Consider the following 19480-nt stretch of genomic DNA (forward strand, 5'->3'; position numbering starts at 1 on the left):
TGACTTATTTATTGAGGAAAACCCGTTCTAGAAGGCGATCCTTCGGAGCTTGGCAGAAGCGATCGCTTTCGAGTTCCGCAGAAGTTGGGTAGAGCGATCGCTATTGCTCTCGAAATCGCTCAAGAGATTGCTACACCTAATAAGGCTGAAACCATCGCTGAAGGCAGTGCAACAATGTATTTTAGTTAGATTCTTCAAAGAGTGACGGAAAGTTACGACGACCGCTTACAACACGCAGAATTTCAATACCATCATCCAGAATTCTGTAAAAGATAACATAGCCTTCTAGGGATAGCCCTCGTAGATCGGGACGAATAAATGCATAGCTCTTGCCACTACTGGGAAATGCAACAAGTTGTTGGCATCTGCGGTTGAAGTCTCGAAAAAAGCGCTCACCTGCTGCGAGACTGTTCTCAGCAAAGTAGTCAGCGATGTCGTTCAGATCTCGGCTAGCGAGACTGTTAATGACGTAACGATTCATATCTATGCTTAATGCGCTTGCTGAAACCGCTCCAAAATTTGGTTTACGAACGTTTCACCATCTATTGGGGGGGTATGCGTTGAAGCTTCGATCGCGGCATCAATTTTTGCTCGCACGTCCTCAACCCATTCGCCATCGGCACGATCGTATTGGTCGAGTAAGCGCAAGGCAATTTCAAGCACTTCTTCTGCGGAGCGATATTTGCCAGACTGAAGTTTGGTTTGAATTAGACGTTCTTGGTCGGGAGTGAGACTAATGCTCATGAGAGTTTTGCATTCAAGGTATCTACTAGTTTAAGCTGGAAGGCTTATTCTGTTTTCTCTTGCTTGATCTAGTTTGCTGCCTGTTGACGCACTTGTTAATCATGGGTGTTAGTGGCGCGATCGCTCCGGGGTTTGGGACAGCCAGTCGCTTTGACACTTAACAGCGGCGATTAGCGCAGAGCGCAACTCCGAAGGAAACGCTGTCAAGTTTAGCAAAGGCGATCGCATTGAAACTTGGCTGAAGTAAGCGCAGTGAAGTTTAACAGAGGCGATCACTCAGAGTTTGACAGGACGATCGCGGTGAAACTTAAAATTGAGTAGCAAAGCCTAACGGCTCGGCTGAGCGGTAAGTAAACTTTGCATCTCCACTAAGGGCGTTTGTCAGTCCGCTCCAGTCGAATTGTTAGACCGCGCCCGCATTCTTAAAACAGCCTGAAGAATTAGTGGAGAGCAAGAAATTTACTCCTCACATAAACTTTGGAATTTCTATCTTCACCCCTGGACATACTTCAATTTCACTTGGCACATCTCGCAGCTCAAATTTTTCTAGATACCTTCCTTGTAACCAATCTTGGATATTATGGATGTCTTTAAGACGCAATAGATTTTTACTACTTTGGGCAAACCATTTTGCATCAGGGGTAAAAGTAGTATTGGTAACTAATACACCTATGTTAAATGGGTGCTGCTGAATTACTCCATAAAGATCTCTAACATCTTTAGGGCCAGTCTTTTTCTTTGGTGTTCGATGATGCTTTGCTTGAATTGCCATCAAATATGGAAAAGACGAAATTCTTGACCAAGCAACAATATCGATACCTCCGTCTTTATGATATGTATGTCCACCAACTCTCTTAACTTCAAAACCCATTTTGTCTAGCCGTTCACAAATAATTTGTTCAAAAATATCTGGCGAAATCCGATAAATTTCTTGAGGATCACGAATCAGAGTACTTAATAATTCTTGGGTAATATCTTGAAAATATACTTGGGTACTCCCTAGCTGAAGTGGAGTTTGGACTGGACGTAAAGTAGCGAGAAGATTCTTAAAGAAGGAATCAGTACCATTTGCCTCAACCGTACGAATTGCTTCTTCAAGCCATCCTTCATAAGAAATCTCTTCAACTCTAAATCCAAGAGTCTCGCGCAAAGTTCCTCTAATGCGGAGAAGAGAAATACGAATTCCATCCTCCTCAATAAGCTTTTTCTGAATCTTTATCCATTCTGAATCACTACAGAGGTGGTCAGTCTGTTCAAAAGTTTCCAACTCGACATCAATAAGTCTACTAAAAGGTCCAATCCCGGCATGTATAGGGTTTGATAACCAATTACGAAGCTCATTAGGTGTAAATGATCGTCCATCATGCACTGTAAGAGACATAATATGCCGAAAAGCTTTAGGCACTGGTTTAATTGCTTCTCTCTAAACTGACTTTAACCATTGCTTCTCATCCTGATAGAGATTGAGTTCAGGTACTTTGCCATCTAATACTTGATGTACTGTCCAATCAATATCTGAACCAGTTAAAGTTCCAGCCAGAACACTGTAATCAAACTCAAAAATCCACTCATCGCCAAATTCATTTGAATATTTTGATATATAGATTTCCATACAAACGAATTTTCAGAGGTTTCCTTTGGACAGTATATTGCCATGATACCAATGCGCTAGATACTTACCTGTCCTCTATCACAATACAAACACGACTCCAGCACCCACCCAAAAGTGGACAGGACTGCCAACGGATGAGCGGTCTAAATAATAGTTAGACGTCTTCCCTACTCTAATCTGTCTATCTCTCAAATTAGAGGAATAGACAGACGCAGATTCGAATAACATCCCTAGGCAGCATGTTATACAGCGAACTGTTCAGATAACGTCTTCAAAGATAAAGAGCATTTTCGTCCCTTCAACAAACCTTTATTGTCAATCCCTAAACCAGATTTGATGCTGGGTTCCTTGATACTTACAGGTTGACTTATTGATTGAGGATTTATTAAGGAAAACCCCTTCTAGAAGACGATCCTTCGGAGCTTGGCAGAGCCAATCGCACCCCTCTAATCCCCAATGCCCTACTTGACGAACATCGGAAAATCTTCTACTCTCACAAATTAAGTCGCTTCCGTGACTCACCCAAAAATTTAGTCGCTACTCAAAGTTGCGCCAACAACCTTGAGCAGCTAACCCGCCAAACTGGGTTAAGCAGTTCGGTAGGCTAAGGATGGATTTTACCATTCTCCTCAGCCACCCTGCTTCGTGTGTCGTGTGGGGTGGCTAACTTTTTGGGTTCAGAATCTTGCGGTTACTGAACTCAACCTTGGAGAATCCATCATGAATAGAACGTTGCATCGCTCATTTGTCGAACCTCAGCCAACCCATGAAACTGCACTGCAAGCAGTCGTCACGTCTCCTCCGCCCCTCACTGGACAAGAACGCCTAAGAGTCATTGTGGTTGGCACGTCTACAGGTGTGACTGAAACGATTCATACCTTACATCGACGCGGCTTTGCCGAAGCTGGAGATTGGAGTCCGCTCTTGCCGACTGGTAACGCCGATGAAATGATGAGCATTCTCACACGGCATCAACGGCGATCGACGTTATGAGACGTAGAGCAATGGCGTGAGAGATAGCCATTTTGCTTTAGTTTGTAATTAACCAATGTTGATCTGTTCTTAAGCAACATTGATCGATAAGAAAAGTAGAAGCGCATTAAACTAAAGTTTCTATTTACGTTATCGATCAATGTTGATCTGTTCTTGATCAACATTGATCTGTTCTTGATCTTCGTTGATCGATAAGAAACCTAGAAAGGTATTGAACTAAAGTTTCTATTTACGTTATCAATCAACGTTGTTTTGTTCTTAATCAACAAAGATCAAGAACAAAACAACATTGATCTGTTCTTAATCTTCGTTGATCGATAACCTAAATAGAAAGGTATTGAACTAAAGTTTCTACTTTTCTTATCGATCGCAATCTCCCTTGCAAAGCTCCGCGCGATCGCATCCTCACAAAAAACTCCCCTCAAGAACTGAGGAGAGTCTTCACGTTAAAAGAGTTCAATCTAGTAAGCGTCTTGCAGTTCGTAGAAGTCTTGCGAGATGTAGTCTTTCCGAAGCGGATAGCCCACCCAATCTTCCGGCATCAGCAACCGCTTTAAGTTTGGATGCCCTTCATAGATAATGCCGTACATATCAAACGTCTCGCGCTCTTGCCAGTCCGCCGCCTTCCAAATCCAAAACACCGAAGGCACTCTAGGATTTTCGCGCGGGAGAAAGACTTTGAGCCGCACCTCATCAGGACGATCAGCATCATCGCTGCATCTAGTCAGGTGATAAAAGCTCACTAAATCTGCACCAGGCCCCATATCGTAACCGCCTTGGCACTGGAGATAGTTGAAGCCATCTGCTTGTAACGCCATACAGAACGGAATGAGCAGATCAGGTTCTACCTTAATCATCTCAACGCCACTTGCATCTCTGCCCAAGAATTCATGATCGAATCCCTGTTCAGTGAGCCACTTCGATGATTTGCCTGCTTCTACGATCGGAGCGGCTTCCGGAGCAGGTTTGGCTTTTGCTTCAGGTTTAGCTTCTGCCTCAGAGGATTTAATTTCTTCTTCAGACACGATCGCGACCCTCCTTCTCTGCTTCTTTCAAAGCCACCGGAATCGGTAGACCCATCGCTTCAGCCAACTCGCGAGTCGGAGCTATCCGGCTTTCAACTTGGAGATACTTTCCGTCATGAATTGCTTCTGCCGGTTTCATATTGTGCGTTGTGCTGTAGTAGCGATGCGTTTGCCGCGTTGCCCCACGTTCTTGAATCGATTCGTTCGAGATCTTCTTCCGCAGCTTAATGATGGCATCAATGATCGCTTCAGGACGAGGCGGGCATCCCGGTAAATAAACATCAACCGGAATGAGTTTATCCACTCCTCGAACGGCTGTCGTAGAATCAGCGCTAAACATCCCACCCGTAATCGTGCAAGCACCCATCGCGATCACATACTTTGGTTCCGGCATCTGCTCATACAGACGCACCAATGCTGGAGCCATCTTCATGTTGATCGTGCCTGCCGTGATAATCAAGTCAGCCTGCCGAGGACTCGATCGCGGAACCAGTCCAAAGCGATCAAAGTCAAAGCGCGACCCAATCAACGCCGCAAACTCAATAAAGCAGCAAGCCGTCCCAAACAGCAACGGCCAAAGGCTCGACATCCGCGACCAGTTATAGAGATCGTCTACGGTGGTTAGAACAACATTCTCAGACAATTCTTGCGTCACAGCAGGACGCTCAATCGGATTTATCAGCGACTCTGTATTTTCAGTCGCCATTTCAGGATTCATGACCATTCCAACGCTCCTTTGCGCCAAGCGTAGACGAGACCAACAACAAGAATTCCAATAAAGATGAGGGCTTCGATAAACGCGAGTAACCCCAAGCGGCTAAACGCGACAGCCCAAGGATATAGAAAGACAGTCTCAACATCGAAGATTACAAAGATCAGAGCAAACATGTAATAGCGAATGTTGAACTGAATCCATGCGCCTCCAATCGGCTCCATGCCAGACTCATAAGTAGTTCTCCGTTCAGGCCCACGCCGACTGGGGCGGACTAGCTTCGATGCCACTAGTGCCAAAATCGGAACCAAACTACAAACCAGCAGGAAGCCCAAAAGATACTCGTAGCCGCTTAAAACAAACACGTAAGTCGCTGCCTCTACTTCAAAACATAGATTTCAGACCATGATTTACTTCAAACCACAGCGTTGAAGATCGTTACGTTAATGATGCTTCACAGTTCATTATAGGTCGCTACTCCTCACTCCGATGCGGCCAAACCCTGATTTTCCTTAAATTGACGCCACTTCTTTATAGATGCTGTCTATTGAGATCAGGCTATGGAAAATCAGAATCTTGATAAGATTTATTACAGAAATTAGCTTAATTGACCGTTGACGCGAAAACTTCGTGCGTCTCATCGATCTGCTGGTAGAGATTTGTAGAATACTGCGAAGAGTAATCCAGCTAATGTCATAATATGTAACGGAGATTTTAAGGTTGGCAGAGTTATCCCCTACACCTAAGTTTCTTTTATGAGTACCGAAGCTGTTGATCCAAAGACTCTCGATCGCTACGAATGTGCTGCCTGTGGGTACGACTACGAGCCTATCAAAGGTGACGATCGGCGCAGAATTGCTCCTGGAACGGCGTTTGAAGATTTGCCCGCTGACTGGAAATGCCCGGTTTGCGGTGCGCCAAAGTCAAGATTTGCCAGTATTGGCCCGGTAGGTGCGCCATCCGGATTTAAAGAGAATTTGAACTACGGTCTTGGTGTCAATACTCTCACCCCAGGACAGAAAAACATTCTCATTTTTGGGGGTCTTGTCCTAGCATTCCTCTTGTTTCTCGGCATGTATGGGATCCAGTAGGGCTTCTAGACGTTCGTATTCATGCTCGTACAAAACCTTGTAAACCCTCTAAATGGACAGAGATTAAGTAAAGTGATGCACCGGATTGTGAAAGCTTGGAAACAAATTGTCATCTTAGTAGCAGTTGTCTTGCTGACGACAGGCTGCCAAGCATTTTTGCCCGCCTTGAGCGTCAATCCGTGGCAAGTGATTGAGTTGCCGTTGCAAGAAAATATGTTGGGAATTAGCTTCACTGCTAATCCACAGCACGGCTGGATTGTCGGGACGAATTCGGCGTTGCTAGAAACAACCGATGGCGGCAAAACATGGCAGCAGAAAGTGCTGGACTTGGGAGAGCAGAAATATCGATTCGCATCGGTCAGTTTCTCCGGTGACGAAGGCTGGATTGCAGGTCAGCCCTCCCTCTTGCTGCACACCACTGATGGAGGTCAATCATGGGCACGAGTGGCACTGAGCGAAAAGCTTCCGGGCGCACCTGATCAGGTTGCGGCACTTGGAGACAAGATAGCGGAGATGTCTACGGATATTGGCGCGCTCTATCGCACCACGGATGGCGGTAAGAATTGGAAAGCTCTTGTTTCTGACGCCTTTGGAGTCGTTCGGACGCTCAAGCGATCGCAAGACGGAAAATACGTGGCCGTCTCGGCCCGTGGTAACTTCTACTCGGTCTGGCAACCCGGCGACACCGAATGGCATCCCTACAACCGAAATAGCTCTCGTCGCTTGCAGAGTATGGGCTTTACTCAAGATGGGCGGCTGTGGATGTTAGCTCGAGGCGGACAGCTTCAATTCACCGCATCTCCTGATCCAGAAGATTGGCTAGACCCTCAAAATCCTGAATTCTCGACCAGTTGGGGAATGTTGGATCTCGCGTATCGGACGCCTGAAGAACTCTGGATTGTCGGCGGTAGCGGTAACTTACTTGCCAGCTTCGACGGCGGACAAACCTGGCAGAAAGACCGCGAAATTGAAGACGTTCCAGCTAACCTCTATAAGATCGTTTTCTTTGACGCCAACCGGGGTTATGTGTTAGGTCAGCGTGGTACGTTACTAAAATATCAAGGTGTGTCTAATGCCGCGTAATTGAGATAGAAATCTCGACCGAGAATAGGCTTGTTTTCTGACACCTGAATCATCGGGAATGGGCGAGAAAAACCTAAATTCAAAAACCTTGCTTGTGAGGTCTTCTGAAGTCCCGTATGATAGTTATTACAGCTTTCAATGTTGTTTGCGGAGGAATCTAAATGGCTGGTACTACTGGTGAGCGTCCATTCGGTGACATTATTACGAGTGTTCGCTATTGGATTATTCATAGCATCACAATTCCAGCATTATTTGTTGCTGGCTGGTTATTTGTCAGCACGGGGTTAGCTTACGACGTGTTTGGTACTCCTCGTCCAAACGAATACTATCCGATGGCACGTCAAGAATCGGCTCCCATCGTTAGCAATCGTCAGCAAGCGAAGCAGCAGGTCGATCAATTCACATCTCAAGTTCGTAGCAGTAAGTAGTTTAAAAGAAGAGCAAAGCAATGACGAGCGGAAATCCGAATCAACCCATTTCTTATCCCATTTTTACGGTCCGCTGGATCGCGGTTCACACGTTAGCTGTGCCCGCTATTTTCTTTATCGGCGCGATCGCGGCAATGCAATTTATCCAACGTTAGGAGAATAGTACAATGGCTGGCATCAAAGGCTCTCCCAACCCCAACAAACAACCTGTTGAACTCAACCGGACATCGTTGTATTTGGGTCTGCTACTCATTTTCACGGTTGGAATTCTTTTCTCTAGTTACTTCTTTAACTAGTGAGAGAATGGTTTCAGTCCAGCTTGCCTGGATTAGGTTTATTGACGTCAGATTTATTTACGATCTTGCTTGTTAGGAGGAGAAATGATCAATAACGGACGGGTTCCCCTTTGGCTTGTAGCAACAGTTGCGGGCTTGGGCGTTATCGGAATTATGGGGCTGTTTTTCTACGGTTCTTACGCAGGGATTGGCTCTTCCATGTAAGAGAAGCTTCGTTAAGTTAGGTTTTAATACAAGAAACCGCCTTGCTAGAGCAGTAAGGCGGTTTTGCATTTCACAAGCTTGAGATTAGAACTTAGATGCCTGTGGGGTCTTCGCGCTCGATGTAAAGAAACAGAAGTCCCATAACGACGACTGGCAATAGCCAGGTCACTACAGGAATCAAAATCCAGGGCAGATATGAGGCTGCGTATGAACCTGTCATAAGAAAACTTCCTATTAGTGATGAAATGATTCCAATTGTGAATTTACCTGTGAAGGGTGACAGAGGAGTGGAGTTCTTAGAATTCTTAACATTCATCCCTAAATCTACCAAACCTCTAGTCTTCTACCTCGTCTAAGGTCAAGTCAGCAAAGTCAGGGGGAGTCACGGAAAGATCGAGGGAGGCTTTGTGGCTTTCGCGGTTCGTGGTCATTTCAATAGCGATCGCACTCACTTCAATTTCGACGCTGCCCAACGGGACGGTGAGTTGAGCGATCGCTTCTACCGCTTCAAGCCCGTTGGGTGTGAATTCTGACACCCAGCGAGGACTGTTGAGCAGAACGCGGCTCTGGCGATCGTGAATCCAAAGCTTGACATAGATTTTAGGCAAGATATCGGGAAGCGTTACCCGCACAGAGAAGGGTTGCCCTCCGATTAACTCAGTTTCAATCGCCTCTAAAACGGGCACTGGGACAGGCTGATCCTCAGGAAGCAGAAATGGATTGTTGGCCGGATGCAGCTCTACTAAAGAGGGCTTTTGAGCGAAGGACAGCGTTAATTCAGCCAGGGGTAAGATCGGTTCGCTATCGACAACGATTTCATCGCTGGACAACTCATCGGTCGGAGCCGCTTCGGGAAATGATCTGAAGTTGCGATCTTCAAATAGAACGGGTGGTGCTGAGGGCAGATCTTCGGAACCTGCTCTGTCTGGCTCCAAAGCTTTCGATGTGTCAGAGGTACTCGGAAATAATGCCGATTCCTCACTGTTTAATGACGTTAGGTCTAATGACGTTAGCTCAGTTGAAGAAGTTGAATCAGAGGCGAGCGAATTGAGGCGATCGAGAAACCGATCCTGAATATTCAAAGCCTGAAAGGTAGATTGAATGAGCGTTGTTTCCGGCGGCTGAGGCGCATCGCCTTGACCGGCTTCATCTAGTGAAATCTGCTCTGAAACCTCTTGAAGCGGTACAAATTCTTCGGATTCTGAATCTGCCTCGGCTGCTTTTAAGGCCGTTAAGTCTATGGTTGGCTCCGGCGAATCAAATAAGTTGAGTTGCTCTACGTCAGGATAACCGAACTCAAACTCTTCTACAGCAAACGGATTCTGCGCGTTTGAATCGGTTGTTTTAGGGGATGAGAAATCGGGTAAGTCTAACCGTTTGCGCTTTGCATCAGTAGATGCCGTAAAAAGTTGGGGGGGCAAAGATTCTTTAATAGTGGCCGCTAAACTCTTGAACTGCATCGATCGCACGGGTTCAACCATGCTGAGAAAGGCGAGATCAAGAGGAGCAGGTTGCGCGATGGGAGGTGTGGTAGTCTCCGCCGCTAGACGATGCTGTTCAGATGCTTCTGCCTGTCGTGTCGCTTCCGATTCCTGCGCTGCGAGGTTAGAGGCCGCTTGCTTTGCGATCGCGTCTAGTAAATCTGCGGCGTCTGCTGTGAGGGTAAAAGGCTGACTGGCCAAAATTCGGTTGGCGCTCCGCATCAGTCCGAACGACTCACTCTCTTCGTCGGGAGTCATATCGTAGAGCGTCACCTCGCCCAAGACCAGTTGAGTCGTCAACTCAGAAGGTAGAGTGAGGTGATAGGTCAGATCGGCAGGCAAAGCCTGACTCGCAATTGCTGCTTGAGTTTCTAGCAGCGTTTCGCCACTTTGAGGATCACGCAGCACGACATTTAGCAGAGCGGAGGCTAACATTGGCACATCGCCTGCAACCTCCTCGGTGGCTGTAATCTGCCCAGTTAAAACTAGGGTTTCGCCGCGACGAGCAATGTAAGTGCTTTGCGTGAGTTCAATCTGTAAGGGAGGAAGAGAGGGAATGTTGGTGAGCGGGATGTCTGGGAATTCGCTGCTGATTGTCAGGTCATCGGGCGACAACCCGTATTCTTGCAGTACCTCATCGGCAATCTGTTGGGACATCTGCTCAGCCTGCTCAAGCCAATGTTCAACCAAAGGATCAGCGTCTTCTTGAGGGTCGATCGCCAGAAAATCTTTTTCCTCAATTGGAGCCGTCTCCCTTAGCGCCAGAGACCGTTCTTTACCCGATACCGTTATCGCATTGGTTTCAGTTATCTCGTCGGTCTCAAAGGCAAGCAATTGTTCAACTTCAGCCAGTTCTTCTAAAGCAACTAGCGGATCTGCGTTGGACTCTAGAGCAAGTTCATCGGTATCGTGCGATCGCTCAACGAGTTCTGTTGAAGCCAGTAAGAACGAATCTTCAGCGTTTGAGATAGGAGCTAGGTTGTCCACGCCTGAAGAAAGCAATCTTTCTATCTCAGCAATATCATCTGATGCCGATGGTGGAGAGCTTTCAGCTATTTCAGATGGGGAGACATCAAGTTCAGAGACTTCGGCTTCGGAGACATCAAGTTCAGAGACATTAGTTTCAGAGTCATTAGTTTCAGAGTCATTAATTTCGGAAACTTCGGGTTCAGGGATTATCGGAGGAATGGCATCGCTTAGCTCTACTGTGTCGGATTCTGAAACAGGCAGTGGTTCGAGCTCAACGATGTCTTCTAAAGACGGCAACGGTTTAAACTCGGCAGTTTCTTCTGAGGAGGATGAACTCTCTTTGTTAGAGTGCGCTGTTATTTCGCTAGAAGTCGATGCGATGCTAGAAGCAGCATTTGCATCAGTTGATTGGGCAGCAGAAATTTGCCAATCTGAATCCCAGTCATCCAACGTATCCGATTCGCGACTCAGAACGTGGAGCTTAACCGTGTGCTTTGAGCTATTGCCTAACAAATCGGTCACTAGATCGCTATTAGAGCAAACAATTTCCCAGGCTCCTGGCTTCAGCGTGGTGTATGGAATCACAACTAGCAAGCCATTTTGGTTGGTTCGATTTGTCCGCTTCTGGGTGCGCCGCTTCGGTGGATCGTCGTCGAAATCTTCATGAGCAATCTGAATGTCCACCGTCGCATTCTGACGCTGCGATCGCGCCATGATCCGATATCGACCTTCCAAAATCTCCACATCTGGCGATTCGAGCGGCAACCACGAGCGATCGCCTTCTTGCTGTAACAGAAATTCCCATTCTGCTGTCTCAGGCATGGCTAAGGAGCTTCCCACCGAAATTTGTAGTTCTAAGAGTAGACCAAGTTCGACGATTTGACTACGGATTATGAAAGTTACCTCTAACTCCCGGAGATAAAGACCATGAAAAAGAGCCTGATTGTTGAAAATCAGACTCAAACAGCAAGATTGAAGTGACTGAGCGTCGCACAACTTGTTTAGTTGAAGCCGCCGCGCATAATAGAGTCAAGAATCGGAAGATTGGTTAACAGCAAGTAAGCCACAAACGCACCGCCGACTGCCCCAATAAAGAATCCACCCGCAAATTGGCTCCACCCTTCTGAGGTCTGAAGCGAATTTTTGGAGGAGTTGTCGTCGTCATTCTGAAAGGTGGCCAATCCATAGGACGAGAGGCAAAGCGTCGCGATCAGGATGAGGGCAACGGCCGCGATCAATCCGCCTAAAGCCGCCTCCTCGGAATCGCGCAAGGGTCCGAAGACTGTCCAAGGTCCGACGAGGAAATAGCCGTGTGCCATGCCAATTTCTAGACCGCGCAGCAGAGGCGAGAGACCTTTGCGGTAAGCTGGCAAGTTGCCAATAAACGCACGGGTGAACGAAGAATCGTTGATGGGTGTGGAGAGATTTCCTACAAAGGGATCTCCCTGGTAAGGCTTCACGACTTGTTCAGTCATATTTTTAATAGTTCCTAATAATTCTGAAAAGAACAAAAAGAATTCGAGATTTATTCTAAGGAGAAAAAGGTGGAAACCATAACAAAGTCTTTAGAAAAGTTCACTCTGTCACAACGGATGAAGTAGAAGATTAATCGAATCGTTACAATCCACTCATCGATCAACTAACGGTTGCTCTGAATTAGTTCGTCGCCATTTCATCAACGCGATGCCTTTAAGTTAAGTAGGTGAACCCAAAAAATTGGTGATTTTTGCAGGACGGGAAATGCAATTCTTTAGGCTCTACTTATGCTGTTGCGTGGGTAAGCTGCTGCCTTAGCTGATCAAGATTGCTCAGCAACTCTGTTTGGGCGATCGCGCTTTGTTCACCGCTCTTCAGCCATTTCAGTTGCACAGTTGCAGCCTCGGCTTCTGCATCACCTAGAATTAAACACGCGGCGGCTCCACTGCGATCGGCACGTTTAAATTGCTTACCAAAGGCGCTGCCACTGAGATCCAATTCAGTTTTGAATCCGCTTTGGCGAAGGGCTTGTGCGAGCTTTAGGGCTTGGGCTTCTGCCGCCTCGCCCCTAGAAACGATATAAAAGTCAACCGACGGTAGTTTTTGGGCTTGAAGCTGCTGCAAAAGAATGACCAAGCGTTCTAGCCCCATTGCCCATCCAACGGCTGGCGTCTCGGGTCCGCCTAACTGGCTCACCAGCCCGTCATAGCGCCCGCCTGCACAAACTGTTGCTTGTGCGCCCAAGTCCTCTGACTGAATCTCAAAAACGGTATGCGTGTAGTAATCTAAGCCGCGCACAAGGCGAGCATTAATCGTGGACGGAATGCCCAAATCATTTAAGAGAGCTTGGATTTGCTCAAACCGTTTCTGCGAATCAGGGCTGAGATACTCCAAGATGCTGGGTGCTTTATCGAGAATGGCTTGGGTGTTAGCGTCTTTGCTATCTAGAATTCTGAGCGGATTGTGGCTCAAACGGTGCTGCGAATCGGGATCAAGCTGGTCTTGAAAGGGCGCCAGATAAGCGACGAGGGCTTCCCGGTAGTTGCTGCGATCGCTCGCGTCGCCAATCGAGTTCAGTTGCAGCGAGAGGTTTTTTAAGCCAATCGTTTGAAGAATTTGGTTAGCGATCGCAATGACTTCGGCATCCGCTCGCACATCGCTGCTGCCCAATACTTCTACGCCCAACTGATGAAACTGGCGCTGCCGTCCGGCTTGGGGACGTTCGTAGCGAAACATGGCTCCGGTGTACCACAATCGCTGCACCCCGCCTTGGGCATGGAGTCCATGTTCAACATACGATCGCACAACGCCTGCCGTTCCTTCGGGGCGTAAGGTAAGAGAGCGATCGCCGCGATCTTTAAAGGTGTACATTTCCTTGCCGACCACATCCGTTGCTTCGCCAATGCCCCGCTCAAATAAGTCGGTCTGCTCGAACAGAGGCGTGCGAATTTCCTGATAAGCGGCACAGCCTAGAATCGTTCGAGCCACCGATTCGATCGTTTGCCAGTCGCCAATCTCACCAGGCAAAATGTCCCGCGTTCCTCGAATTGCTTGAATTGAAGCCATTGCGCTTTTGAAATTTCAATAATATTTAGGTTGACTGGCGTTCCCACGCACCAAAGCGATCGCTATAGTACGCCAAAATTTGTTCAACTTTCTCCTCTGCCTGGGCGGGATCAGCAAGTTGAATCTCTAAGCGATCAATTTGGCTTGCCGTGTAGTCAAAGGATTTAGAAGTTTCTGGCGTCAAATCGGTCTTCACGCCCTCCAGTTGAGAGAGATGAGCCGCAATCTCTCGGTAAACTGCCAAAGGAAGCCGAGCATTTCGGATGGAATATTTCAACGTTTGCACCTCGTGTACGATCGCTATATTGGGGAAGACCCCACTATTGAACTCAATTCCTTGAACTCAAGCTCTTCTAAGACGAGGCTCTGTCCTCATTAGCCTTGTATGGCGGCAGGGTGCAGCAGTTCACTTCATCAATACACACTTTGCCCCATTGCAGCGCCCAGCGTACTAACGCCACACGGTTATCGGTTCCCGTTTTGGTCAGGATATTGCTGATATGGTTGTCTACCGTTCGCTTGCTAATTTCCAACTTTTCAGCAATCTCTAGATTCGTGAACCCCGACGCCACGAGTTCAATGACCTGGAGTTCCCGTTCTGACAATGGCGACTGAGCCTGAGAGGATGAAACTTTAGACTCATTTTCTGCCATATCCATTATCCTGCTGTGTATATCTACTTATTCCCCTCTCAATTCTAGGTGGATCTGGGGAAAGCGCAAATACCTAGTCATTTATCCTGTCGATGTTGGTCAGTCTATATCGGTCGATATTAATCGGTCGATATGTTCTTCATGGACGCAGCGTTGACGCCAGTATTCCTCCAGCAGGTTCAGCCTGGCGTCAAGTAGAAATTAAGTGGAATAACCTACGCGGGATAACATAGAAGGGTGGCAATTGCTGTTTTCGGTGGAATGTTAAGCTAATCCGCATTGCCCTTTTCCACCTTCCCAGTCAGTGCGCCTTTCTAGTCAGTGCGTAAGTCTCAATGCAAAACGATTCACCTATTCAGTGTCCTAACTACTTGTGTCAGATGCCCAATGCAGAGAGCAGTCAGATCTGCTCAAACTGCCAAACGCCTCTGCCAAAGCGATATCTCTGGGCCGTAGGTGTTGGTTTGGAAACGCTTCGTCCGGGCGATAGGGTTGCCAACCGCTATATTTTGAAAAGTCAGAGAATTCTGCTAGACACAACGCCTGGTTTGATCCCAGAGGCACCGACAGATATTACGCCGAGTCTCGAAGCTTATTTGCGGCTTTTCCCTTACCGTATTCATATTCCTCAAATTTACGGCTTTGTTGAGTCAGAAGACATGGCTGTTTTGCTTTTAGAGCAAGCCCCCATCTATTCAAGCGGAGCTAGGTCTAGCCAAGGTCAAGACTTGAGCGGAATGCTGATGCCAGATCTCGCTAGTCAATGGCCATCCAGTTCTGCGTTGCGTCAATTGAATTGGCTGTGGCAAATTGCTCAGCTTTGGCAACCGATGAGTTCAGAGAAGGTTGCCTCGACCCTACTTGTTCCAGAATTGCTGCGAGTTGATGGTGCGTTAGTGCGATCGCTAGAACTCGCCCATGATCGCCAGCCGCCTACGCTCGTTCAGTTGGGACACCTCTGGGCAGAGTGGCAACCCCGATCTAACAGTGCGATCGCAGAGTTTCTGAGCGACCTCTGCCGAAACTTGATTGACGAGCAGATCACAGCCCCAGAACATTTGGTTGCCATTCTCGATCAAGCGTTGGCAACCCATGCAACCGGGCAGCATCGCCAAGTTCACATCGCCACCGATACCGATCAAGGGCCAAGCCGCCAGACCAACGAAGACGCTTGCTATCCCCCCCAAGGCACGAATTTTGTCACGTCAACCGAGGCCGCGCCGTTCCCTTTAGTAATTGTGTGTGACGGAATTGGCGGACATGAAGGCGGAGAAGTTGCGTCAGGAATCGCGATCGCAACGATCGCTGAAGAAGTCCAGAAAAATGCTTCCCATTCTATGGACGCCGCCAGCGTATCCCATATGTTAGATGAAGCGGTCTGTGCTGCCAACAACAGCATCAGTCAGCAAAATGACTTAGAACGACGGCAAGAGCGCCAGCGCATGGGGACAACCGTGGTCATGGGTTTAGCCTCTGCCCATCAACTCTACCTTGCCCATGTGGGAGATAGCCGCGCCTACCGCATCACTCGCACCGAGTGCTATCAAGTCACGCTTGATGATGACGTAGCCTCGCGGGAAGTGCGGCTTGGCTATACCCTGTACCGTGAAGCGCTCCAGCATCCCGCCTCTGGCTCTCTAGTGCAAGCGTTGGGAATGGGTAGTTCAACGTATCTTCATCCCACTGTGCAGCGATTTGTCATAGACGAAGACTGTGTGTTTCTGCTGTGTTCCGATGGGTTGAGCGACAACGATCGCATCGAGGAATGCTGGCAGACCGAAATTGCGCCGCTTTTAGATGGCAAAGCAGATTTAGGAACTGCTGCCCGCCGATTAGTCGAGATTGCCAACACTCGAAATGGCCACGATAACGTGACGATCGCTCTCATGCGGTTTCAAGTTAGCCAAGAACGTGGCGATGCTCCTATCTTATCTACGGCTCAATCGGCAGTTCCTCCCCAGACGCCTCCTAGCAAGGCGACCAGCAATCCGTCCCGTCTAAAAACACAAATTGTTGTGCCGTCTAACGCGTCTAGATCGGGGCGGTGGCTTGCCCCAATCTTTACCTTTCTCGGATTGCTCGGACTCGGCGGACTCTTAGCACTTCTGCTGATTCCAGAGCTACGCCGAGCCGTAATCCCAACGCCCCCATTAGCCACTCCCTCGACACCTACAGCAGTTGCCCCTGATCCCTCCCCGTCTCCTAGCGTCAAATTATCAACGGGATCGCTGCTGCAACTCGAACGGGATGCGGCGAGCCCGAAACTACCGCTCTTACGGAATCCTGAACAGCCGATCAACCTCTCGCCTCAACAGATTGTGGGACAAATTCCTTCAGGCAGTGTTCTTCAGGTGGTAGGACAGCGAACCGTCCAGGGCCAAACTTGGGTTGGGCTGAAAGTGTGTTCGGTTCCGCCTGATAGTGGATTTGCCATTCCAGGACAAACTGGATGGCAGCAGGAAAGCGCGATCGCGCCCTTTATCAACCAAGACCTTAGCCTCCAGCCCAATCAGTTAGGAGCGTGTACTCCTGGTTCTCCAAGCCTGACTCCAAGCCTAACTCCGAGTCCAACTACAACCTCTAGTCCAGCGAGTTCAACAACGAGTTCAACTCCTTCGCCCACGGATACGCCACGGCAATCTCCTCAGCCAAATCGCTAACGAATGACAGAAACCGAACGAAGAGTTCGTTTCTAACAGGTCTAGCCTTTAAGATTGAGTTTGGGAAGCATCATGTTTGAGTATTTGTAGTGAATTAATGGCTGTGTTGGACATTCCCTGCTTAAGTTTAGCGATCGGACGATTGCGGGCAACCCAAGCGCCGCACTTTGCCATTCATGTTATCCAAGCGCCCTATCGAGCAGGATATGTGCTGCACGACTCGATCTGGTCAGATGAACTGGCACAGCTTTGGTGGGCATGGCAAGAGCTATTTTCGGCGCGGGGCTTGCCGGATGTGCCTCACGTGTCGCAAGCCCGTCCCCCCGTTCTAATTGAATCCCCTCTAGGACAGCCCGTTTCTCGGGGCGGGCGGTTGATGCAGACGCTAGGAGTTGGGCTATGGCATTGGCTATTTGATGGGCCGATTCAGAGTAGCCTCGATCAAAGCCAGGGAATCGCGATTGGGCAAGGTAAACCCCTGCGAATCCGGATCGATGTCCGCGATCCCGCCTTGATTGAAATTCCGTGGGAGATTATGCAGAGCGATGCGGGCAAGCAAGCGGTGTCCCTGAGCCAGCAGCTTCTCTTCAGTCGCACGACCAGTGACGTAGATGCGCTGCCTGCCTTGCGCTCTGAGCAAAGCTTGAATATTCTGCTGGTGTTGGGCCAAGACGCGGCTCCGGGAGCGCAGCCTAATTCTAGTGCGCTAGAAGGAATTCAGAAGGCTGATCTAAACCGGTTGCGGCTAGAGCAAGAAGCGATCGCGCTGACTCGGATCTTAAATCCAAAGGGTGGGGATGGACGGCGGATGGCACCCTGTCGGGTCGATACCCTATTACAACCGACGCCCGCAGAATTGATTGAAGTATTAGAAGCCAAGCGGTACAACGTCCTGTTTTATGCAGGGCACGGAGTCCCCGCACCAGATGGCGGGATGCTGTTCTTGCGTCCTGACATGCCGATGAATGGAACGGAACTAGCGCAGGTCCTCACGCGCTGTCAAGTCAAATTAGCCGTGTTTAATGCCTGTTGGGGCGCACAACCCGATCAGCAAGGCTATCAGGTGATTCCTCGGAGTAGTTTGGCAGAAGTGTTGCTGCATCACGGGGTTCCGGCTGTTTTAGCGATGCGCGATTCGATTACGGATGAAGAAGCGTTGAGCTTTATCGAAGTTCTCGCTCAAGCCTTGGCTCAGCGAATGCCGATCGATCAAGCAGTCGCCGTGGCGCGGCAACATTTACTGACCTTGTTTCGGTTTAATCATCAAGCCTGGACATTGCCTGTCCTCTACATGCACCCTGAGTTTGACGGGGAATTGATCAAGCCATCGGATGAAAGCTTAACTCAAATTCCGCGCACTCCTAGTCAGCTTGGGCAACCCACGCCGATCGCCGCCCTGCGATCGCTGGAAACTTCCAGAGTATGGCAGATTCGAGGTGGCTTGATGCGAGTCGGCATGAGTGCTGAAAACGACGTTGTTCTTTCAAGCGAACCAGGCGTCTCGCGCAAACATGCAGAAATTTTCTATCGCAGCGTGGCAGAAGGCGCTCATCAACCTACCTATTTTCTGCGAGATTTTTCTCGGTACGGAACGTGGGTCACGGTTGCCGGCGACTGGCAGAAAGTCCACCATCAGGAGGTGTCGTTGCAGCCCGGAGCGCAACTAAAATTCGGGGGTTCTCAGAATTCTGTCTTAGAATTTTCAGTTATGCTGTCAGAGGCGATCTGAGAGGAGGACGTTGCAGAAACTGTCCCATCATTGCGTGATTTAACGGAAATTGTAGGATCAGTTACGGAATCGAGGTTGGGCAGTCTGTAGCTCTAGAAAGCAAACCTAATTTAATTCGTGGACGCGGGATTCATCAGCTATGAGTAAGGAAGCAAGTCGTTCTAATCGCTCAATTAATGTGGAGCAAGATCTTCTCGATGCGCTGCTCAAAGCAGAAGGCGTGACGTGGAACGGAGATGAGTTTGAGGTACTAGATCAGCCAAAGAGCAAACTTCCTTATCCCTGGAATCCTGCCGATCCAGCGTCAGAATCATTCTTCAATGATTTAGAGCAAGCGCTTACTTTGGAGCTATCGGATCAAGACGTCGCCGAGCGATCGCAGTCTCTGTTCAACCATATCGATCAGTTGTTCTCGGTAACAACTCTGCAAACTTCGCTATCACACAAGTTTGCCAATGTTCCTCAGGATTTATTAAATGCCATCGCACAGCAAGCTCAGCAAGTGGCGCAGACCTCCATCGCGCTCGCCGATCAGTTAGTGCAGTGTGTGCAGGACGTGCTGCCTGGGTGGGCAGAAGATGATTTGCAAGTTCTGGCGCGTCCTTTTGCTTACTCAATGCGAGGCGAGGATCCAGCAAACAATATGCGTTCGGCGGCGTGGGAAGACCTTTCTGAAACCGAGAAGGCACGAATTACCCTAGCGATCGCTCGTTATGCAATCGACATTGAGAGTGCTGAAAAAAAGTAATTCAATCTTA

The 19480-nt window shown here is 48.5% G+C and carries 24 protein-coding genes; 10 read left to right on the forward strand and 14 right to left on the reverse strand.

Features of this window, described 5'->3' with window-relative positions; genetic code table 11:
• Positions 1 to 181: 181 nt before the first annotated feature.
• The 5 genes from AC5I6P_RS23555 to AC5I6P_RS23575 form a co-directional block, all read right to left on the reverse strand.
• A complete protein-coding gene (locus AC5I6P_RS23555; protein WP_495696206.1) occupies positions 182 to 481 on the reverse strand; it encodes a type II toxin-antitoxin system RelE/ParE family toxin in 300 nt (99 codons plus the stop codon).
• 8 nt (positions 482 to 489) lie between these two features.
• The gene (locus AC5I6P_RS23560; protein WP_495696207.1) at positions 490 to 744 is read right to left on the reverse strand and encodes a ribbon-helix-helix domain-containing protein; all 255 of its coding nucleotides are present in this window, start codon (positions 742 to 744) and stop codon (positions 490 to 492) included.
• A gap of 108 nt (positions 745 to 852) precedes the next feature.
• Positions 853 to 1020, reverse strand: a complete 168-nt coding sequence (locus tag AC5I6P_RS23565) for a hypothetical protein (RefSeq protein WP_495696208.1) — start codon at positions 1018 to 1020, stop codon at positions 853 to 855.
• 190 nt (positions 1021 to 1210) lie between these two features.
• Positions 1211 to 2149, reverse strand: coding sequence for a restriction endonuclease (locus AC5I6P_RS23570; protein ID WP_495696209.1), 939 nt, complete (start codon positions 2147 to 2149; stop codon positions 1211 to 1213).
• 18 nt (positions 2150 to 2167) lie between these two features.
• Positions 2168 to 2356: a hypothetical protein gene (locus AC5I6P_RS23575; protein WP_495696210.1), complete on the reverse strand. Its 189-nt coding sequence runs from the start codon at positions 2354 to 2356 to the stop codon at positions 2168 to 2170.
• 720 nt (positions 2357 to 3076) lie between these two features.
• Here AC5I6P_RS23575 and AC5I6P_RS23580 point away from each other — a divergent pair.
• Positions 3077 to 3349, forward strand: a complete 273-nt coding sequence (locus AC5I6P_RS23580) for a hypothetical protein (RefSeq protein ID WP_495696211.1) — start codon at positions 3077 to 3079, stop codon at positions 3347 to 3349.
• 461 nt (positions 3350 to 3810) lie between these two features.
• On the opposite strand, the gene AC5I6P_RS23585 is transcribed toward AC5I6P_RS23580, so the two are convergent.
• From AC5I6P_RS23585 to ndhC, 3 genes are read right to left on the reverse strand one after another with little or no spacing between them, the layout of a single operon-like run.
• Complete coding sequence (locus tag AC5I6P_RS23585) at positions 3811 to 4374, reverse strand: NAD(P)H-quinone oxidoreductase subunit J (protein WP_495696212.1); 564 nt, start codon at positions 4372 to 4374, stop codon at positions 3811 to 3813.
• On the reverse strand, positions 4367 to 5098 hold the full coding sequence (locus AC5I6P_RS23590) for an NADH dehydrogenase subunit K (protein ID WP_495696213.1): 732 nt from the start codon (positions 5096 to 5098) through the stop codon (positions 4367 to 4369). The genes AC5I6P_RS23585 and AC5I6P_RS23590 overlap by 8 nt, the downstream gene beginning before the upstream one ends.
• Positions 5089 to 5451 (reverse strand): photosynthetic/respiratory NAD(P)H-quinone oxidoreductase subunit C, encoded by a 363-nt coding sequence (gene ndhC, locus AC5I6P_RS23595; RefSeq protein WP_495696214.1) that lies wholly within the window; start codon positions 5449 to 5451, stop codon positions 5089 to 5091. Before ndhC ends, AC5I6P_RS23590 begins: the two co-directional genes overlap by 10 nt.
• Positions 5452 to 5841: 390 nt before the next feature.
• Here ndhC and AC5I6P_RS23600 point away from each other — a divergent pair, with 390 nt between their 5' ends.
• From AC5I6P_RS23600 to AC5I6P_RS23625, 6 genes are all read left to right on the forward strand, one after another.
• Positions 5842 to 6177, forward strand: coding sequence for a rubredoxin (locus AC5I6P_RS23600; protein ID WP_495696215.1), 336 nt, complete (start codon positions 5842 to 5844; stop codon positions 6175 to 6177).
• A 75-nt stretch (positions 6178 to 6252) separates the two neighbouring features.
• Complete coding sequence (locus AC5I6P_RS23605) at positions 6253 to 7260, forward strand: photosynthesis system II assembly factor Ycf48 (RefSeq protein WP_495696278.1); 1008 nt, start codon at positions 6253 to 6255, stop codon at positions 7258 to 7260.
• Between the two features lie 161 nt (positions 7261 to 7421).
• On the forward strand, positions 7422 to 7688 hold the full coding sequence (psbE, locus tag AC5I6P_RS23610; RefSeq protein WP_495696216.1) for a cytochrome b559 subunit alpha: 267 nt from the start codon (positions 7422 to 7424) through the stop codon (positions 7686 to 7688).
• A 20-nt stretch (positions 7689 to 7708) separates the two neighbouring features.
• A complete protein-coding gene (gene psbF / locus AC5I6P_RS23615) occupies positions 7709 to 7843 on the forward strand; it encodes a cytochrome b559 subunit beta (protein ID WP_495696217.1) in 135 nt (44 codons plus the stop codon).
• Between the two features lie 12 nt (positions 7844 to 7855).
• On the forward strand, positions 7856 to 7984 hold the full coding sequence (gene psbL / locus AC5I6P_RS23620; RefSeq protein ID WP_495696218.1) for a photosystem II reaction center protein PsbL: 129 nt from the start codon (positions 7856 to 7858) through the stop codon (positions 7982 to 7984).
• Between the two features lie 84 nt (positions 7985 to 8068).
• Positions 8069 to 8188: a photosystem II reaction center protein J gene (locus tag AC5I6P_RS23625; RefSeq protein ID WP_495696219.1), complete on the forward strand. Its 120-nt coding sequence runs from the start codon at positions 8069 to 8071 to the stop codon at positions 8186 to 8188.
• Positions 8189 to 8279: 91 nt separating this feature from the next.
• Here the strand turns inward: AC5I6P_RS23625 and AC5I6P_RS23630 are convergent, their stop codons facing one another.
• From AC5I6P_RS23630 to pedR, 6 genes are all read right to left on the reverse strand, one after another.
• Entirely contained in the window at positions 8280 to 8408 is a 129-nt protein-coding gene (locus tag AC5I6P_RS23630) for a photosystem I reaction center subunit VIII (protein ID WP_495696220.1), read from the reverse strand.
• A 115-nt stretch (positions 8409 to 8523) separates the two neighbouring features.
• Positions 8524 to 11460, reverse strand: coding sequence for a hypothetical protein (locus AC5I6P_RS23635; RefSeq protein WP_495696221.1), 2937 nt, complete (start codon positions 11458 to 11460; stop codon positions 8524 to 8526).
• Positions 11461 to 11639: 179 nt separating this feature from the next.
• Positions 11640 to 12113, reverse strand: coding sequence for a photosystem I reaction center protein subunit XI (locus tag AC5I6P_RS23640; RefSeq protein ID WP_495696222.1), 474 nt, complete (start codon positions 12111 to 12113; stop codon positions 11640 to 11642).
• Between the two features lie 286 nt (positions 12114 to 12399).
• On the reverse strand, positions 12400 to 13680 hold the full coding sequence (hisS, locus tag AC5I6P_RS23645; protein WP_495696223.1) for a histidine--tRNA ligase: 1281 nt from the start codon (positions 13678 to 13680) through the stop codon (positions 12400 to 12402).
• 25 nt (positions 13681 to 13705) lie between these two features.
• The gene (locus tag AC5I6P_RS23650) at positions 13706 to 13957 is read right to left on the reverse strand and encodes a hypothetical protein (RefSeq protein WP_495696224.1); all 252 of its coding nucleotides are present in this window, start codon (positions 13955 to 13957) and stop codon (positions 13706 to 13708) included.
• Positions 13958 to 14033: 76 nt separating this feature from the next.
• Positions 14034 to 14333 carry a photosynthetic electron transport-dependent transcriptional regulator PedR gene (gene pedR / locus AC5I6P_RS23655; RefSeq protein ID WP_495696225.1) on the reverse strand — a complete coding sequence of 100 codons (300 nt, stop codon included), beginning with the start codon at positions 14331 to 14333 and terminating at the stop codon, positions 14034 to 14036.
• 335 nt (positions 14334 to 14668) lie between these two features.
• Here pedR and AC5I6P_RS23660 point away from each other — a divergent pair, with 335 nt between their 5' ends.
• The 3 genes from AC5I6P_RS23660 (at position 14669) to AC5I6P_RS23670 (ending at position 19470) form a co-directional block, all read left to right on the forward strand.
• A complete protein-coding gene (locus AC5I6P_RS23660) occupies positions 14669 to 16993 on the forward strand; it encodes a PP2C family protein-serine/threonine phosphatase (protein WP_495696226.1) in 2325 nt (774 codons plus the stop codon).
• A gap of 97 nt (positions 16994 to 17090) precedes the next feature.
• Entirely contained in the window at positions 17091 to 18722 is a 1632-nt protein-coding gene (locus AC5I6P_RS23665; RefSeq protein WP_495696227.1) for a CHAT domain-containing protein, read from the forward strand.
• A gap of 139 nt (positions 18723 to 18861) precedes the next feature.
• Positions 18862 to 19470: a hypothetical protein gene (locus AC5I6P_RS23670; protein WP_495696228.1), complete on the forward strand. Its 609-nt coding sequence runs from the start codon at positions 18862 to 18864 to the stop codon at positions 19468 to 19470.
• Positions 19471 to 19480 lie beyond the last annotated feature (10 nt).

The organism is Myxacorys sp. (genome assembly GCF_059501405.1).

What these genes read in the sequence shown, in the direction of transcription:
- AC5I6P_RS23635 (WP_495696221.1), bottom strand. Translation starts at nt 11,460, where the DNA reads ATGCCTGAGACAGCAGAATGGGAATTTCTGTTACAGCAAGAAGGCGAT.
- AC5I6P_RS23590 (WP_495696213.1), bottom strand. Translation starts at nt 5,098, where the DNA reads ATGGTCATGAATCCTGAAATGGCGACTGAAAATACAGAGTCGCTGATA.
- AC5I6P_RS23660 (WP_495696226.1), top strand. Translation starts at nt 14,669, where the DNA reads ATGCAAAACGATTCACCTATTCAGTGTCCTAACTACTTGTGTCAGATG.
- AC5I6P_RS23560 (WP_495696207.1), bottom strand. Translation starts at nt 744, where the DNA reads ATGAGCATTAGTCTCACTCCCGACCAAGAACGTCTAATTCAAACCAAA.
- psbE (WP_495696216.1), top strand. Translation starts at nt 7,422, where the DNA reads ATGGCTGGTACTACTGGTGAGCGTCCATTCGGTGACATTATTACGAGT.
- AC5I6P_RS23555 (WP_495696206.1), bottom strand. Translation starts at nt 481, where the DNA reads ATGAATCGTTACGTCATTAACAGTCTCGCTAGCCGAGATCTGAACGAC.
- AC5I6P_RS23600 (WP_495696215.1), top strand. Translation starts at nt 5,842, where the DNA reads ATGAGTACCGAAGCTGTTGATCCAAAGACTCTCGATCGCTACGAATGT.
- AC5I6P_RS23580 (WP_495696211.1), top strand. Translation starts at nt 3,077, where the DNA reads ATGAATAGAACGTTGCATCGCTCATTTGTCGAACCTCAGCCAACCCAT.
- AC5I6P_RS23670 (WP_495696228.1), top strand. Translation starts at nt 18,862, where the DNA reads ATGAGTAAGGAAGCAAGTCGTTCTAATCGCTCAATTAATGTGGAGCAA.
- AC5I6P_RS23605 (WP_495696278.1), top strand. Translation starts at nt 6,253, where the DNA reads ATGCACCGGATTGTGAAAGCTTGGAAACAAATTGTCATCTTAGTAGCA.
- AC5I6P_RS23625 (WP_495696219.1), top strand. Translation starts at nt 8,069, where the DNA reads ATGATCAATAACGGACGGGTTCCCCTTTGGCTTGTAGCAACAGTTGCG.
- psbF (WP_495696217.1), top strand. Translation starts at nt 7,709, where the DNA reads ATGACGAGCGGAAATCCGAATCAACCCATTTCTTATCCCATTTTTACG.
- pedR (WP_495696225.1), bottom strand. Translation starts at nt 14,333, where the DNA reads ATGGCAGAAAATGAGTCTAAAGTTTCATCCTCTCAGGCTCAGTCGCCA.
- AC5I6P_RS23640 (WP_495696222.1), bottom strand. Translation starts at nt 12,113, where the DNA reads ATGACTGAACAAGTCGTGAAGCCTTACCAGGGAGATCCCTTTGTAGGA.
- AC5I6P_RS23575 (WP_495696210.1), bottom strand. Translation starts at nt 2,356, where the DNA reads ATGGAAATCTATATATCAAAATATTCAAATGAATTTGGCGATGAGTGG.
- hisS (WP_495696223.1), bottom strand. Translation starts at nt 13,680, where the DNA reads ATGGCTTCAATTCAAGCAATTCGAGGAACGCGGGACATTTTGCCTGGT.
- psbL (WP_495696218.1), top strand. Translation starts at nt 7,856, where the DNA reads ATGGCTGGCATCAAAGGCTCTCCCAACCCCAACAAACAACCTGTTGAA.
- AC5I6P_RS23665 (WP_495696227.1), top strand. Translation starts at nt 17,091, where the DNA reads ATGGCTGTGTTGGACATTCCCTGCTTAAGTTTAGCGATCGGACGATTG.
- AC5I6P_RS23630 (WP_495696220.1), bottom strand. Translation starts at nt 8,408, where the DNA reads ATGACAGGTTCATACGCAGCCTCATATCTGCCCTGGATTTTGATTCCT.